This is a genomic window from Streptomyces sp. NPDC058373 (assembly GCF_042723275.1).
Lineage (GTDB): Bacteria > Actinomycetota > Actinomycetes > Streptomycetales > Streptomycetaceae > Streptomyces.
In genome coordinates this window covers 127,372-142,177 of the sequence record NZ_JBHXJE010000002.1, presented here as the reverse complement: position 1 = coordinate 142,177, position 14,806 = coordinate 127,372, and the positions used below count along the sequence as shown (strand labels likewise).

Below are 14,806 nucleotides of genomic sequence, written 5' to 3'. Positions count from 1 at the left end.
GCGCCGCCCGGCCGGACGCGCTCCGATCGCCGGACCCAGGTGCCCTTCCTACAGTGGGCGAGGGGGTCGAGGAGGCAGCCGAGATGGACCAACAGGAGATCCTGCGCCACATCACCGGCATGGTCGAGGACGAGAAGCGCCTGCGGGAGTCGCTGGCCGCCGGGGAGACCGACGCCGCGGGCGAGCAGGCCCGGCTCGCCGCCCTGGAGCGCCAACTCGACCAGTGCTGGGACCTGCTCCGCCGGCGCCGGGCCAAGGCCGAGTTCGGGGAGAACCCCGACGAGGCCACGGCCCGCCCCACCCGAGAGGTCGAGGACTACGAGTCCTGACCGGCCGTTCGTCCGGTCGGCCCGGCACCCACCAGCGCGAGGACCGGGAGCAGCCCTTCGGGGCGCTCCTCGACGGGCAGGTGGTCCACGAAGAGCACCCCGCCGCTCCCGGCGAGCGACGGGTGCGACGCGTACGACGTCCCGCGCGCCGCCCGCGCCGCAGCAGCCGACCCCCAGCACAGTGAACGGACCGACCATGCCCACCTGGACCACACGCCCCGAGACCCTCGCGGACGCCGCCGCCGTGCGGGAGGTCAACGCCGCCGCCTTCCCCACCACCGAGGAGGCCGACCTCGTCGACGCCCTGCGCGCCGACCCGGAGGCATGGATCGACGGCCTCTCCGTCGTGGCCGAGACGGCCGAGGGCACGCTCGCCGGATACGCCCTGCTCACCCGCTGCCACGTGGACGGCGCCCCGGCTCTCGCTCTCGCCCCCGTCGCCGTCCTCCCCGCCTTCCAGCGGCAGGGCGCGGGCGGAGCCGCCGTCCGCGCCGGGCTCGCCGCGGCGACGGCCCGGGGTGAGAATCTGGTCCTCGTGCTCGGACACCCGGAGTACTACCCGAAGTTCGGCTTCACCCCGGCGTCGCGCCGGGGCATCCGCGCCCCCTTCGACGTACCGGACGAGGCGATGATGGCCCTCACCCTCGACCCGGCACGCCCGGTCCCGTCCGGCGTGATCGCCTACCCGGCGCCGTTCGGCATCTGACGGCGGACCTCGGTGGGGAGCGGCGTTGGCCCCAACAGGACGCACCCCACCGGGGGCACGGCGGGAGAGCGGCTCCGGAAGGGGCCTGCCGAGGCGACAGTTCGGCGGGAACGGCTGTCCCGTGGCTACGACCCGGCGCGCGGCTCGCCGGGCTCCCACTCGGCGAGGCGGCCGCGCTGCTGCACGCCCACCCCGCCCACCTGGTCGGCTGCCCCCGCCGGGCGGTCCCGTCGTGCCGACCGTCCCGCGCGGTCGTACGTCAGGGCGGCCAGGGCGACCGTGAGCCCGCCCAGCAGCCAGCCGCCCACCACGTCGGTCGGCCAGTGCACACCCAGCCACACGCGCGTGGCACCGACCCCGGCGACGGACACCACCGCCACCGCCCAGGCGGCCACCAGGACGGGACGCCTCACCCTGAACACGTGGAGCAGCCAGACCACCAGACCGCACGTCACCGTGGCGGTCATGGCGTGCCCCGAGGGGAACGCGGCGAAATGGGCCGAGTCGACCGGGTCGGGCCACACCGGCCGGTCCCTGCCGACGGCGGCCTTCAGGAGCTGCTGTGCCAGGGCGGCCGCCAGGCAGGCGCCGCCGACCGTCATCGCCAGCCGCACGGTCCCGCGCCCCCAGAGCCACAGCACGACGCCCGCCGCGACGGCCCGCATCGTCCACGGGTCCCACACCCAGTCGGTGAGGATCCGGTTCGCGTGCGTCGCCCCGGGCCGGGCGAGGGCCGTCTCGTGGGCCCGCGCCGCCACCGAGGCGTCCCAGCCCGTCAGCGGAGCCCAGCCGGCGGCCACCAGCGTCAGGAGCACGACGGAGAGCCCGGTCAGAGTCGCGGCCGCCCACGCCGGGGCACTGGGGCGCGGCCAAGTACCGGGCGGGCGGTCACGGAGCGGGGAGCGGGGAATCATGGTCACGATGCTCACCTACCCGGCCGTCGGGGGACATGCCCGCCACACGCGTCCCGGGGACGGTTCAGGCGCACGCCTGGGCCCGCGCGCGCCGGGTGTCTGCAGGCGGCAGGCGGAGCCGAACGGCAGGTGGAGGGAGGCAGGGGCGGGCTCAGCCCAGTGCGAGGACGCCGGGTCCGAAGGTGACCACCAGCGGCACCACCGGCACCACCGCCGCCGCGGCGGTCAGCCGCAGCCGGTGGATCGGCGCGAGTCGGGCCTGCGGTGCCAGCAGCCGGTGCACCCGCTGGGGGAGGTGCGCCTCGGGAGCCGGGCTCGGGCCGAACACGCCTCGGTCCTCGTTCAGTTCCACCAGGGCGAGGGCCGTGGTGAGGCGGCCGAACCGGCGGGAGGCCATGTCGTCGGCGGCCAGCTCGACCAGCCGGTGCATCTCGTCGCGGAACGCCGCGAAGAACGGCACCTGCGGGAACCCGTGCGCCAGGGCGGCCGAGATGTGCCGCAGCCAGTCGTGGCGTGCCTTGGCGTGCCCCTGCTCGTGGGCGGCGATGGCGTCGAGCTGGCGGCCCTTGAGCCGCCGCAGCGCCGCCGTGGTGATGACGAGCTGGGGCGAGGGCCCGGGCAGCCACCAGGCGTCGGGCCGGTCCCCTTCCAGCACCACCAGCCGCTCCTGGTCGCGCTCCTCGCCCGGCAGCAGGGGCGAGCGGACGAGCAGCTCGGCCCGGCGCTGCCGCCGACGCGAGCGCGCCCGGGCGATCTCGCGGATCAGCATGGCCACCGTCCACACCCCGCCCAGCGCCAGGGCGACGGCGGTCGCGGGCGCCCAGGGCCCGTAGGCACCCAGCGCGTAGGCCTCGACCACGGCGTGCGGAGCAGGCGCGAAGACGTGCCCACGGACCAGGTGCCAGGCGGCGGCGCCGGTCAGCGCCATCGCGAGGATGCAGCAGAGCAGTACACCGGCGACGACGCACTGCCACACCCAGAGCGCGACGACGGGCTCCCTCTCGCGCCACTTCGCCCGCGCGATGAGCCGCGGGGCGAGGACGGCGGTCAGGGCGCCCAGCAGCAGCAACGCGACGGGGAGCATCATGGCCACAGCATAGAAGCGGGTTCCGCCCCGTCACCCCGCCTCGTCGCGCCAAGTGACGCATGACACGTTTGGTGTGCGGAGCCGTGCGGGATGTGCCGTCCCGCTCCTCGGCGAGCGGTCCGGCGCCTCACATGGCGAGCAGCATCGCCACCATCGCTATTGCCATCGTGAGGCGGCAGACGAGAGCCAGCTCGGCACGGTCTCCCCACCACGGCCGGCCGGTGGCCGGCCCGGGGCCTCCGGGCGACGTGGCGGGGGCCGGTATGAGGCGCACCCCGGCGATCAGGGCGTACCCGGCGAAGTAGACGAGGAGCAGCCCCGTGAGGGCGGGCAGGCCGCCCGGGCCGGCGTGGGCGTGGTGGGCCGTCGGGGCGACGGCCATCACCAGCGACATGTAGACCATCGCCGCCGAGCCGACGAGGTGGTGCAGATGGTGGGGGCTGCGCCGGGCCGTCAGGGCCGCGTGGACGCCCGTGGCGGTGAAGGCGGCCGCGCCCGCCGACCAGGCCGCGGGAGGGAGGGTGACGAACGCGGCCGGGACCGCCATCAGCGCCATCCCGAACCCCATCAGCGCCTCGCCCGCCGCTCCTTGCCCGCCCGGGCCCGGCGCGCGCATGCGCAGCAGGCAGTAAGCGCCGCTCGCCAGGCAGAGCGCCACCAGCAGCCACGCCGCTGAGACGGGTCCGTGCACGGTGAAGACCTCCCCCGATCGCGCCCGCCGCCCCCGTCGGGCGGTGTCGCGTGGGTCATGCCCGCGTCCCGGTCTCCCCACCCGGGCGCACGGATGTGCGAAGGGGGGCGCACGGGTCGGCCCCGTGAGCCGGGCGTGCCCGTCCCGCATGCCGGGCCCGGCGTGGCCGTCCCGGCGAATCCGTGACGTCCGCGCGACCCCCGGCGCCGGAAGGGAGGCAGAGCCGTAGCGGGGGCCTCCGAGGGGTAGGTGTACGGAGAAATCTTTCGCGGGTGAAATACCTGTTAAGGTTTTCGTATGAGCAGCGCACCCCCCGCCACCCCCCCGACCCTTCCCGCCCGACGCGTGCACCGCCTCCCCCTCGCCGGGCTCCTGGCCCTGGGGTCGCCCGCCGACATCTGGTACAAGCGGGCGTACAGCGTGGTCGTGGCGGCGGGACTGCCCAACATCACGCTGCTCCTGCTCGGCCGGATCGACCTCGCGATGTTCACCATGGCGGGCTCGCTCTGCGCGCTCTTCTGCCACAACCTGCCCTACGCCGCCCGCGCCCGGACCCTCGCCGGGGTCTGCGTCGGCATGGTCGCGGGGCTGGCGCTCGCGCTGGTCACCGCCGCCCTCGTCGACTCGCCGTACGTGCTGATCGCCGTCGGCGCGCTGATGGCCGCCGCGCAGAAGGGGGTCTGCGACGCGGTGCGGATCGGGCCGCCCGGCCCGCTGATCCTCACCTTCATCTCCTCGGCCACGCTCTTCGCGTCCTCCACCCTCGGCCAGGTGCCCGGCCGGGTCGCGCTCGCCGCCGGTGCCGCCGTGCTCGCCTGGGCCGTCTGCATGGCCCCGGCGCTGGTCCGTCGGCACGGTCCCGAGCGGATAGCGGTGAGCCGCGCGCTCCACGCCACCGCCGGCTACGTGGCGAAGGCGCGGGAAGAGGGGCCGGAGAGCGCCCCCGGACCGCGAGGCCAGGCAGCCGGCGCCGTCCACGCGGCCTGGCAGTCGCTCCTCGCCACCGGGACTCGCACCCCCGTACGGCGCGACCTGGAGCACCTCCTCGTCCACGCCGAGGCCGCCCTCGTCAGCCCGGCCGAGAGCGACCCCGCCCTCCTCCGCGACTGGGCGGCCCGCACCACCGGCGCGGGCCCGGTGCCCCGCCCGGCCGACGTGGCCGGGACCGCCGACGAACTCGCGGGGATCGCCGTCGAACGCGCCGACCGGGGCTCCACCTCCCGGCGCCTGCTCCAGAGCTTCAACCCCGGCTCACCGCTGCTGCCGATCGTGCTGCGCACCGCCGTCGGCTGCGCGCTCGCCGGATACCTCTCCTACGCCCTCGGCGTCGGCCGGCCGTACTGGGCGATCGTCACCGCGGCCTCGATCTTCCAGGTCAACATCACGCTCACCTGGTCCCGGGGCGTCCAGCGGACCTTCGGCAACCTCGTCGGCGTCGCCCTCTTCGTCGCCATCGCCCCGCTGAGCCACCTCAACCAGGCCGCTCTCGTCCTGTGCTGCCTGGCCTTCAGCTTCGGCGCCGAGGCGTTCATCGGCCGCAACTACTGGCTCGGCACCGTCTGCGTCACCCCGATGGCGCTGCTCATCACCGAGTTCGGACACTTCCAGAACACCGGGGAACTCGCCGTCGACCGGATCGTCGACACCCTGGTCGGCGCCGCCGTCGGCATCCTCGCCGCCGTCCTCGTCACCAACCGCCGGGCCACCAGCCACATCGGCCACGCCCTCGCCGCGACCGCCCGGGCCCAGGCCGACGCCGACGCCCGGCTGGCCGCCCACGACACCGACCCGGCCACCCTGGAGAACGGCCGACGCCGCCTCGCGGGCGCCCTGGTCGAGCTGCGGAACGCGGTCGACGCCGCCTCCGGCGAATGGTGGCAGCGCGCCCTGCCCCAGCAGGAGGTCCTCCTCGCCGAACAGGCCGCGCACCGTACGCTCGCGGCGACAGTACGACGACAGGGGCTCCCCGTCCCGAAGGGTGCGAGCACATGAACACCGGCACGGCAGCGCAGGGTCGGCGGGACGGCGACACGGTCGCCGGGGTGATCCGGCAGTGGCAGTCCGTACACCCGGGCCTGGACACCGGCCCCATGGAGATCATCGGCCGGGTCAACCGCTGCGCCGCCCTCCTCCAGCAGGCCGAGGACGCGCCGCTGCGCCGGGCGGGGCTGAGCCGGGCCGAGTTCGACCTGCTGGGTGCGCTGCGCCGCACCGGCGACGAGCTGACCCCGGGCGAACTGGCCCGTGAGACCTTCTCCTCCGGCGCCGCCGTGACCAAGCGGATCAAGCAGCTCCAGGAACGCGGCCTGGTCGACCGCCGCGCCGACACCCGCGACCGGCGGGTCGCCCGGGTCCGCCTCACCGACACCGGACGCGACCTCGTCGACGGGATCCTCCCGGAGCAGCTCGCCTACGAGAAGGCCGTCCTCGCCGGCCTGGACGAGGACGGCCACGAGGAGCTCACCGGCCTGCTCTCCGGTCTCCTCCTCCAGCTCGAAGGACGGCTCGGCGGGCTGAAGGGCTGACCGCGCGGAACGCGCCGGGAAGGATTCAGATCCCGGGCCGGTACCGCAGCGGGTGCTCGGCGGGGATCTCCACCAGTACGATCCGGGTGCCGTCCGGGTCCGCGATCCACATCTCGACCAGTCCCCAGGGCTCCTGGCGGGGCTCCCGCAGGATCTCCACGCCACGCTCCGCCAGCTCCTGGTGGGCGGCGGCCACATCGGCGACCTGGAGCCAGAGGCGCAGACCCGGGGAGAGGGGTTCCTCGGCGCGTCCGGAGACCTCCAGGAAGCCGTTGCCGAGGAAGTACACCGTGCCCCGCTCTGGCCCGGTGCCGAACTCGCGGTGGACGGCGAGCCCGAGCGTCTCGCCGTAGAAGCTCCGCGACCGCTCCGGGTCGGCGGGGCGCAACAGGGTCCGACTGCTCAGCACATGCACCATGCGGCGAGTCTAGGCCGTCTCTACCGGATGCGGCCGGTCGTTCCACGTCCCGGACCGCCCGCCGGGCGGCCTTCGGGGCGCGTTACTCTCGGCCGTGCCCGCCTGCGGCGTGCGCCCCTCATCCGCTGACGAAAGGCCGTTCCATGGACACCGTGCCCGCCCCCGCGGCCGGGGAGCTGCTCTACCGCGACGCCACCGAGGCCGACGTGGAGCAGTTGGTGGCGCTGGTGGAATCGGCGTACCGCGGGGAGTCCAGCCGGGGCGGGTGGACCACCGAGGCGGACCTGCTCGAGGGGCAGCGGACCGACGCGCAGGACGTCCTCGACGTGATCCGGACCGAGGGCAGCCGTCTGCTGATGGCCGAGCGGGACGGCGAACTGATCGCCTGCTGCCAGCTCGCCCACCGCGGCGACCACGCCTACTTCGGCATGTTCGCGGTCCGCCCCGGCCTCCAGGGCGGGGGAGTGGGCAGGCGGGTCATCGCCGAGGCCGAGCGGGTGGCGGCCGAGAGCTGGGGCGCGGGCGCCATGCACATGACGGTGATCTCCGCCCGCGAGGAACTCATCGCCTGGTACGAGCGGCGCGGCTACCGGCGTACCGGCGAGACCACGCCGTTCCCGTACGGCGACGAGCGCTTCGGCCTGCCGCTGCGCGACGACCTCGCCTTCGAACTGCTGGTCAAGCCGATCGGCTGACCCCGCGGCCGGTCCGGCCCGGTCAGCGCAGCCGGGCCGCGGCCTCCCCGATCTCCGGGAGGTCGGTCGTCACGCCGTCCGCCCCGAAGGCGAGGGCGAGCCGCAGCTGCTCCTCGGTGTTGACCGTCCAGGTGAAGAACCGCAGGTCGGCCTTGTGGGCCCGCTGGGCGATCTCCAGTGTCAGGCGGCGCAGGTTGAGGACGAGGGCGGTGGCGCCGACGGCGAGGGCCCGGTCCACCACGTCGGGGCCGTAGCGGCTGGCCACCAGGGCGGTGCGGACACCGGGCAGCAGCCGGGAGGTCTCGGCGAGGGCCTCGTCGTGGAAGGAGATGACCTCCACCCGGTCGGTGAGCCGTCGCTCCCCGAGGACCTCGGCGAGCGCGCGGGCCGCCGCCACGTCCTTGATCTCCGCCTGGATCGGGGCGTCGACGGCCTCCAGCACCTCCTCGAAGACCGGAACGCGCTCGCCCTTGCCCGCGTCCAGCTCCCGCAGCTCGGCGAGGGTCTTCTCGGCGATGGGGCCGCGGCCGTCGGTGGTGCGGTCCACCTCCGCGTCGTGCATGACGACCAGGGCGCCGTCCTTGCTCAGGTGCAGGTCGAGTTCGATCAGGTCGACGCCCGCCCGCTCGGCCCGGACGAAGGACCGCAGGGTGTTCTCCGGCTCGTGGCCCATGGCGCCCCGGTGGCCGATGGTGAGGAAGTTCAAGATCCGCTCGTTTCGTCGACGGCTGTGCCGCGCCGGGCGTCCACACGCCCCGCGCCGCGTCGACTCGCAGCCTAGTTCCTGACCGGCCGCCGACCGCGGAAAGGGCCTGGTGGCGCCGTACGGCCGGGCGCGTACGCCCGGTCATTGCACGGACTCTGCGGCCGTGCCCGACGTGCCGGGCGCCGTGCCCGCGAGCCGCTGCCCCGCGACCCCGAGCAGCAGTCCGGTCAGCACCGCCGCGAGCAGCACCCTCCGCAGCGTCATCGCTCTCCCCTCTGCCGGCCGCCGGCGCGGCGGCACCTCGGGCCCGTCCTACCGCTCCACCGGACCCCGAGGGTGCCGCCTCCTGGAAACGTGGGCGCCTGGTGCCGACGGCTTGACGTGCGCCGTGGGCCTACCGGGGCCACGCTGGAGCTACCGCCCGGCGGGCGCGGCCCGCGGGCGCCGCGGCCGTGCGGCCGGTGCGGCCGGCGCAGGACCGCTCAGTGCGGAGAAGGAGGTCCGTATCTTCCAGCGACCCCACAGCGGCAGGAAAAACTACGGCGATCGGGGCGTGTGACCGCAGTTTCTTTTGAGATCGCTTGTGCTGGCGTGAGGTGCCTGCTTACGGTGAGCTGTACGTGAAGTTCTTCCTGGGAGGTACGAGGTATGACGGGAATTCTTGTGCAGGATGCCGTGGGGGAGGGGCGGACGTCCGTCGACCGGGCTCCCCGCGTCGTGGACGACCCCGCCTGGCCGCTGCTCAAGGAGGCCGTCGAGGAACTGCGGAGCCTCCAGCAGGCCGACGGCTCCGTCGACCTCACCGCCGACCAGGCCCCCGCCCCGGAGGCGGTACGCGCTCTGGTCGAGCGCGTGGTCGCCGGTGTCGAGTCCCTCGCCCCGCTCCTCCCGCACGACGCCGCCTACCACCGTGCCCTCGTCGCGGACCTCCGCCGCTGGGCCGACGACGGCTTCGGCGTCCCCGACTTCCTCGACGCGCTGCTCGCCTTCCAGCCCGCCGCCGGCCGCACCGACGGCCTGCAGCACCTCGTCGTCTTCCCGATGTACACGCAGAACGGCAACCCCGACCGCAACTTCGAGGCGGTCGTCCTGCGCATGGTCTGGCCCGACTGGCTCGCCGACCTCGAACGCACCCGCTACGACAACCCGCTGTTCTGCGGCATCACCTTCGAGGACTTCACCTCCGGCTACGACACCAACTCGGCCGTGCTCTTCCCGGAGACCGTCGCCGTCCGCGAGGCCCCCGAGCGCTTCACCTGGGGCGGCATCTTCTGCGACCGCGAGGCCGCCCGCTTCCGCAAGGTCACCGAGGCCGCCATCGACATCCTGGGGCTGAAACTCCCCGACGACATCCGCGCCCTCGTCGCCGACCAGGACCGCAGCCAGCAGGCGTTCGTCCTGTGGGACATGGTCCACGACCGGACCCACAGCCACGGCGACCTGCCCTTCGACCCGTTCATGATCAAGCAGCGCCAGCCGTTCTGGATGTACGGCCTGGAGGAGCTCCGCTGCGACCTCACCGCCTTCAAGGAGGCCGCGAAGCTGGAGGCCGACGGCTTCCCCCAGGGCCGCGACGTGCAGTACGCCGTGCTCTTCGACCGGATGTTCCGCTTCCCGGTCACCGGTGAGCGCAACCGGAACTACGACGGACTCGGCGGCCAGCTCCTCTTCGCCTACCTCCACCGCCACGATGTCGTCCGCTGGACCGACAACCGGCTCAGCATCGACTGGGAGCGCGCCCCGCAGGTCACCAACCAGCTCTGCGGCGAGATCGAGAAGCTCTACCGCGACGGCATCGACCGCCCCAAGCTCGTCCACTGGTTCGCCGCCTACGACCTCGTCTCCACCTACCTCGCGCCGCACCCCGGCTCCCGCTGGGCGAAGGGCCCCGACGCCCTCGACCTCAGCCTCCCGCCGCGCAAGCTCGTCGACGACGTGCTGCCGGACGAATTCCCCCTGAGCATGTTCTACGAGGCCCTCAAGAAGAAGCTCAAAGGTGTGATCGCCGCCACGAAGGGGATCACTGCCGAGGACCCGGCACCGGCCGGGTCGGCCAGTGAGGCCGGTGCGGACGCCCCCGCCCCGGCGGGAAGGTGACGGCCATGAACGACACACAGCACAGCGCGACCCCCCAGTCCCTCGAAGGAGCCGTCGTCGCGGTCGCCGGAGCGGCCGGACCGGCGGGCCGCGCCACCCTGCTGCGCCTCGCCGAGGCCGGCGCCACGGTGATCGGCGCCGACGCCGACGTCGAGCGCCTCGCCGAGGCCGTCGACGCGGCCCGCTACGCCCACGGCGGCGCCACCGTCATCGGCGAGACCATCGACCTCCTCGACCTGCACGCCACCCAGGACTGGGCCGACCGCGTCCAGAAGGACTTCGGCCGGGTCGACGGGCTGGTCCACCTCGTCGGTGGCTGGCGAGGCGGCGCCGACCTCACCGGCGCCGCACTCCAGGACTGGGATCTGCTGGAGAAGCTCCTCATCCGCACCGTCCAGTGCACCTCGCTGGCCTTCCGCCCCGCCCTGGAGCGCAGCGACAACGGCCGCTACCTGCTCGTCAGCGCCGCCGGAGCCAGCAAGCCCACCGCGGGCAACGCCGCCTACGCCGCCGCCAAGGCCGCCGCCGAGGCGTGGACGCTCGCCCTCGGCGACGCCTTCCGCAAGGCCGGGGGCGACGACGGCCCGCGCGCGGCGGCTGCGATCCTGGTGGTCAAGGCGTTGGTCAACGACGCGATGCGCGCCGAGCGGCCCAACGCGAAGTTCGCGGGCTTCACCGACGTCACCGAGCTGGCCCAGGCCATCACCGAGACGTGGGGACGCCCGACCAGGGAAGTGAACGGAAACCGTCTGTGGCTGACCGAGAAGCCGTGAACCCGCCCCGCACCGACGCGCGGCGCCGCCACGATCCGCAGACCCGCGGGTTCGCCAGCGACAACTACGCCGGAGCCCACCCCGAGGTCATGGCGGCCCTCGCCCTGGCCAACGGCGGGCACCAGGTGGCGTACGGGGAGGACGACTACACCGAGCACCTCCAGCAGATCGTCCGCAGCCACTTCGGCGGCTCGGCCCAGGCCTTCCCCGTCTTCAACGGCACCGGGGCCAACGTCGTCGCCCTCCAGGCGCTGACCGACCGCTGGGGCGCGGTGATCTGCGCCGACAGCGCCCACATCAACGTCGACGAGTGCGGAGCGCCCGAGCGGGTCGGCGGGCTGAAGCTGCTCACCGTGCCCACCCCGCACGGCAAGCTCACCCCCGAGCTGATCGACCGTGAGGCGTACGGCTGGGACGACGAGCACCGCGCCATGCCGCAGGTCGTCTCGATCACGCAGAACACCGAGCTGGGCACCGTCTACACGCCCGAGGAGATCCGCGCGATCTGCGACCACGCCCACGAGCGCGGGATGAAGGTCCACCTCGACGGCGCCCGGATAGCCAACGCCGCTGCCTCCCTCGACGTCCCCATGCGGGCCTTCACCAACGCGGTCGGCGTCGACGTCCTGTCGTACGGCGGCACCAAGAACGGCATGCTCTTCGGTGAGGCGGTGATCGTCCTCGACCCGGACGCCGCCCGCCACATGAAGCACCTGAGGAAGCTGTCCATGCAGCTCGCCTCGAAGATGCGGTTCGTCTCCGTGCAGCTGGAGGCGATGCTCGCCAAGGATCTGTGGCTGCGCACCGCGCGCCACGCCAACGCCATGGCGCGCCGCCTCGCCGAGGCCGTGGAGACCGTCGACGGTGTGGAGATCCTCCACCCCGTGCAGGCCAACGCCGTCTTCGCCCGGCTCCCGCACGAGGTCAGCGAGCGCCTGCAGAAGCGCTTCCGGTTCTACTTCTGGGACGAGCAGGCCGGCGAGGTCCGCTGGATGTGCTCCTTCGACACCCGCGAGGAAGACGTCGACGCCTTCGTCGCCGCCCTGCGGGAGGAGATGGGGCGCTGAGCCCCACCCTCGCCATCGGGATCTGCCACGCCAAGGCCCACGTCCTCTGAGCCCTTCTGCGCGCCGCCGCCGTCCCGTCCGGCCTCTGCCACCAGCGGCTGCACCGGAGTGACGGCCGGCCGCGGACGGTCGTCCACGGCCTGATCGCGGTGGCCCTCCCCGGCGGCGCCGGCCGGCACCGGCAGGACCCACGCGGCGGCGAGCCGGGCCGCGCCGCCCGCTTCTCGCTCACCGCCGAACACCTGGTGCGGCCGGTACGCCCCGCGCTCGGCGAGGCCGCCCTCCCCGGCGTCCACGCCACCGCCCACCCCCAGGTGCTCGCCGTTCTGCGTGCGGCGCGCGACCGGGAGGAGCTCGGCCGACTGCTTACGGCCGACCTGGCGGACGCCCGCTGATCCGGGCCGGAACGGCGAACGGGCGCCTCCCCCTCGCAGGGGAAGCGCCCGTCCGCCAGGAAGGCCGACGCCGAGGTCAGTCCTTCTGCTCCGACTCGCGTACCGCTTCCGGTGTCGGCGCGGTGCCGCCCAGGTGGGCCGGCATCCACCAGGTGTCCTCCGGCCCCTTGGGGCGTACCGGGTACGCGCGCTGCGCCGCCTCCAGCAACTCTTGCATCCGCTCCCGCAGTCGGCGGGTGATCGCCCCGGCGTACTGGTCGGCGGGCGCCTCCAGCGGCTCGCCCACGCGGATGGTGACCGGGATGTGGCTCCGCCGGAAGTTGCGCGGGTGGCCCTTGGTCCATATCCGCTGGGTGCCCCACAGCGCCATCGGGACCAGCGGCACGCCCGCCTCCTGGGCGAGCCGGGCCGCGCCCGACTTGAAGGACTTCAGCGTGAACGACTGGGAGATGGTCGCCTCGGGGAAGACGCCGATGATCTCGCCGGAACGCAGCGAGTTCAGCGCGTGCGCGTAGGCCGCCTCGCCCTGCTTGCGGTCGACCGGGATGTGCTTCATGCCGCGCATCAGCGGACCCGAGATCTTGTGGCGGAAGACCGAGTCCTTGGCCATGAAGCGCACCAGCCGCTTCTGCGGCAGCGCGGCCAGGCCGTTGAAGATGAAGTCCATGTAGCTGATGTGGTTGCTCACCAGCACCGCTCCACCGACGCGCGGGATGTGCTCGGAGCCCCGGCACTCGATCTTCAGGTCAAGTGCCTTGAACATCGTTTGCGCGGCACCGATGACCGGTCGATAGACGAGTTCTGCCATGTAAGGGGGACCCTTCTGTGCCCGGGGAGGGCTCTCCCGGCGGAAGTTACGGAGCCGTAGGTTTTCGGCGTTGCGCAGATCGTGCCCCAAGAACGGGCCGGAGACCAGTCCCGGTTCCGGTACGCCGAGAGAGCTTCGTCACGTCTGACCTGGTTCTTCCGTCCCCGGGGCGGGAAAATCGGTGTGCTTCGGGAGGGGAATCGGAAGGGCCCGCCGCCGGTTCTGGGCGAGGAGGCACCCCGTGGGGAAAAGGCGAGGCGAAGCGGTGGCCGAAGCGGCCGAAGTGGCGAGCGCGCGGTGGCCGATGAGGATGCCGGGCGCGCCGTGCGGAACTTGGGCGCGGGCACGTCAGGGCGGGGCGGGTTTCGCGGACGGCGGACCCGGTGGGCAGGATGGAAGCGATGAGTACGACGAGTGGGACACGCCGGACCAGTCCGACGGGTGGGGCGGCCATGACCGACAGGCCGGAGGGCGGTACCGGTAGCGAGGGCGCCGCACCCACGCCGCTGACCCGGCTGGACGCAGGGTCGCTGGGGGCGGAACTGGGGGAGCGGGCGACCCTGGTGCAGTTCTCGACCGCCTTCTGCCAGCCCTGCCGCGCGACCCGGCGCGTCCTCGACGAGGTCGCGGGCCTCGTCCCGGGCGTCAACCACGTGGAGATCGACGCCGAGGCCCGCCTCGACCTGGTCCGCGCGGCAGGCGTCGAACGCACCCCGACCGTGCTGATCCTCGACGCGGGGGGCCACGTCGCCCTCCGCGCCGCCGGCCAGCCGCGCAAGGCCGACGTGCTGGCGGGGCTCGCACGGGCCCTGTGACCCGCGGCTGGACACCGCTCTGTCCGCCCTCGGGAGATCCGGCCGCGCTTGACGTGCCACCTCACCTCTCGTCAGGGTGACGCCATGTCCGCCGAACGCCGCACCGTCCCCCGCATGCCCTCGCCCACCGGGCAGGAGCCCCGACCGGGGCAGGCGCCTTCCGCACCGGTCCGGGGAAGCGCGCACGGCGGGACGGGCGGCGCCGCGCCGCCGCACCCCGAGCCCGGTGGGCCGCTCGCCGGCTCCCCCGACCTCCTGCGCGCCGCCTTCCGGCGCCACCCGGCCGGCGTCGCGGTGGTCACCGCGCGGGGCAGCCGCCTCGCCGGATTCACCGCCACCTCGCTGACCTCCGTCTCGGCCGAGCCGCCGCTGGTCTCCTTCGGCGTCGGCGCGGCCTCCAGCAGCTGGGCGGTGATCGCCGAGGCGGAGCACGTCGGCGTCCATCTGCTCGGCGAGCACCAGCGGGAGCTGGCCGACACGTTCGCCCGGAGTGGAGCCGACCGGTTCGCGCCGCCGACCCGGTGGCGGGAGGGGCCGAAGGGGTGCCCCTGCTGGATTCCGTACCCGTGTGGCTGGTGTGCCGTGTGGTGGCGCGTGTCCCGGCGGGGGACCATCGGGTCGTGGTGGCCGAAGTGGTGGCCGGCGACCCGGCCGGCCCGGGCCGTCCGCTGGTCCATCACGACGGGCGCTACAACGCCCTGCGGGACTGAATCGTTCCGGGTTGGCCGACCTAGGCATGGGTAGGCCAGATCACAGTGCAAAGCGCTTGCTTACCGGGCA

General features: G+C 73.9%; 17 protein-coding genes and 1 pseudogene. 11 read left to right on the top strand and 7 right to left on the bottom strand.

Going from position 1 to position 14,806, the window contains the following annotated elements:
* Positions 1 to 83: 83 nt before the first annotated feature.
* Positions 84 to 329 carry a DUF2630 family protein gene (locus tag ACFWMZ_RS02055; protein WP_383170810.1) on the top strand — a complete coding sequence of 82 codons (246 nt, stop codon included), beginning with the start codon at positions 84 to 86 and terminating at the stop codon, positions 327 to 329.
* 196 nt (positions 330 to 525) lie between these two features.
* Positions 526 to 1,035: a GNAT family N-acetyltransferase gene (locus ACFWMZ_RS02050; RefSeq protein WP_383170813.1), complete on the top strand. Its 510-nt coding sequence runs from the start codon at positions 526 to 528 to the stop codon at positions 1,033 to 1,035.
* 125 nt (positions 1,036 to 1,160) lie between these two features.
* On the opposite strand, the gene ACFWMZ_RS02045 is transcribed toward ACFWMZ_RS02050, so the two are convergent.
* The 3 genes from ACFWMZ_RS02045 to ACFWMZ_RS02035 all read right to left on the bottom strand — a co-directional run bounded on the left by ACFWMZ_RS02045 (position 1,161) and on the right by ACFWMZ_RS02035 (position 3,727).
* On the bottom strand, positions 1,161 to 1,949 hold the full coding sequence (locus tag ACFWMZ_RS02045; RefSeq protein WP_383199243.1) for a phosphatase PAP2 family protein: 789 nt from the start codon (positions 1,947 to 1,949) through the stop codon (positions 1,161 to 1,163).
* Positions 1,950 to 2,100: 151 nt separating this feature from the next.
* Complete coding sequence (locus tag ACFWMZ_RS02040; RefSeq protein WP_383170815.1) at positions 2,101 to 3,036, bottom strand: M56 family metallopeptidase; 936 nt, start codon at positions 3,034 to 3,036, stop codon at positions 2,101 to 2,103.
* Between the two features lie 127 nt (positions 3,037 to 3,163).
* Entirely contained in the window at positions 3,164 to 3,727 is a 564-nt protein-coding gene (locus tag ACFWMZ_RS02035; protein WP_383170818.1) for a DUF5134 domain-containing protein, read from the bottom strand.
* Positions 3,728 to 4,024: 297 nt separating this feature from the next.
* Between ACFWMZ_RS02035 and ACFWMZ_RS02030 the strand changes: the two genes are divergently transcribed.
* On the top strand, positions 4,025 to 5,719 hold the full coding sequence (locus ACFWMZ_RS02030; RefSeq protein ID WP_383170821.1) for an FUSC family protein: 1,695 nt from the start codon (positions 4,025 to 4,027) through the stop codon (positions 5,717 to 5,719).
* Positions 5,716 to 6,252: a MarR family winged helix-turn-helix transcriptional regulator gene (locus tag ACFWMZ_RS02025; RefSeq protein WP_383170824.1), complete on the top strand. Its 537-nt coding sequence runs from the start codon at positions 5,716 to 5,718 to the stop codon at positions 6,250 to 6,252. The genes ACFWMZ_RS02030 and ACFWMZ_RS02025 overlap by 4 nt, the downstream gene beginning before the upstream one ends.
* Positions 6,253 to 6,277: 25 nt before the next feature.
* Here the strand turns inward: ACFWMZ_RS02025 and ACFWMZ_RS02020 are convergent, their stop codons facing one another.
* Positions 6,278 to 6,670, bottom strand: coding sequence for a VOC family protein (locus tag ACFWMZ_RS02020; RefSeq protein ID WP_383199141.1), 393 nt, complete (start codon positions 6,668 to 6,670; stop codon positions 6,278 to 6,280).
* Between the two features lie 143 nt (positions 6,671 to 6,813).
* Here ACFWMZ_RS02020 and ACFWMZ_RS02015 point away from each other — a divergent pair, with 143 nt between their 5' ends.
* A complete protein-coding gene (locus ACFWMZ_RS02015) occupies positions 6,814 to 7,365 on the top strand; it encodes a GNAT family N-acetyltransferase (RefSeq protein WP_383170830.1) in 552 nt (183 codons plus the stop codon).
* 22 nt (positions 7,366 to 7,387) lie between these two features.
* Here ACFWMZ_RS02015 and ACFWMZ_RS02010 read toward each other — a convergent pair whose 3' ends face one another.
* Together ACFWMZ_RS02010 and ACFWMZ_RS02005 are read right to left on the bottom strand one after the other, a co-directional pair.
* Positions 7,388 to 8,071 carry a glycerophosphodiester phosphodiesterase gene (locus tag ACFWMZ_RS02010; protein WP_383170832.1) on the bottom strand — a complete coding sequence of 228 codons (684 nt, stop codon included), beginning with the start codon at positions 8,069 to 8,071 and terminating at the stop codon, positions 7,388 to 7,390.
* A 141-nt stretch (positions 8,072 to 8,212) separates the two neighbouring features.
* Complete coding sequence (locus ACFWMZ_RS02005) at positions 8,213 to 8,335, bottom strand: hypothetical protein (protein WP_383199139.1); 123 nt, start codon at positions 8,333 to 8,335, stop codon at positions 8,213 to 8,215.
* A gap of 384 nt (positions 8,336 to 8,719) precedes the next feature.
* Between ACFWMZ_RS02005 and ACFWMZ_RS02000 the strand changes: the two genes are divergently transcribed.
* The 4 genes from ACFWMZ_RS02000 (at position 8,720) to ACFWMZ_RS01985 (ending at position 12,403) form a co-directional block, all read left to right on the top strand.
* Positions 8,720 to 10,168 carry a DUF6421 family protein gene (locus ACFWMZ_RS02000; RefSeq protein ID WP_383199138.1) on the top strand — a complete coding sequence of 483 codons (1,449 nt, stop codon included), beginning with the start codon at positions 8,720 to 8,722 and terminating at the stop codon, positions 10,166 to 10,168.
* A 5-nt stretch (positions 10,169 to 10,173) separates the two neighbouring features.
* Positions 10,174 to 10,941: an SDR family NAD(P)-dependent oxidoreductase gene (locus ACFWMZ_RS01995; protein ID WP_383199136.1), complete on the top strand. Its 768-nt coding sequence runs from the start codon at positions 10,174 to 10,176 to the stop codon at positions 10,939 to 10,941.
* Positions 10,938 to 12,008 (top strand): threonine aldolase family protein, encoded by a 1,071-nt coding sequence (locus ACFWMZ_RS01990; protein WP_383171129.1) that lies wholly within the window; start codon positions 10,938 to 10,940, stop codon positions 12,006 to 12,008. Before ACFWMZ_RS01995 ends, ACFWMZ_RS01990 begins: the two co-directional genes overlap by 4 nt.
* A 149-nt stretch (positions 12,009 to 12,157) precedes the next feature.
* Positions 12,158 to 12,403: a hypothetical protein gene (locus ACFWMZ_RS01985; protein WP_383199134.1), complete on the top strand. Its 246-nt coding sequence runs from the start codon at positions 12,158 to 12,160 to the stop codon at positions 12,401 to 12,403.
* Between the two features lie 76 nt (positions 12,404 to 12,479).
* On the opposite strand, the gene ACFWMZ_RS01980 is transcribed toward ACFWMZ_RS01985, so the two are convergent.
* Positions 12,480 to 13,211 (bottom strand): lysophospholipid acyltransferase family protein, encoded by a 732-nt coding sequence (locus ACFWMZ_RS01980; RefSeq protein ID WP_383170845.1) that lies wholly within the window; start codon positions 13,209 to 13,211, stop codon positions 12,480 to 12,482.
* Positions 13,212 to 13,663: 452 nt separating this feature from the next.
* On the opposite strand from ACFWMZ_RS01980, the gene ACFWMZ_RS01975 reads away from it, so the two are divergent.
* On the top strand, positions 13,664 to 14,026 hold the full coding sequence (locus ACFWMZ_RS01975) for a TlpA family protein disulfide reductase (protein WP_383170848.1): 363 nt from the start codon (positions 13,664 to 13,666) through the stop codon (positions 14,024 to 14,026).
* Positions 14,027 to 14,110: 84 nt separating this feature from the next.
* Positions 14,111 to 14,736: pseudogene (locus tag ACFWMZ_RS01970) on the top strand (flavin reductase family protein).
* Positions 14,737 to 14,806: the final 70 nt, after the last annotated feature.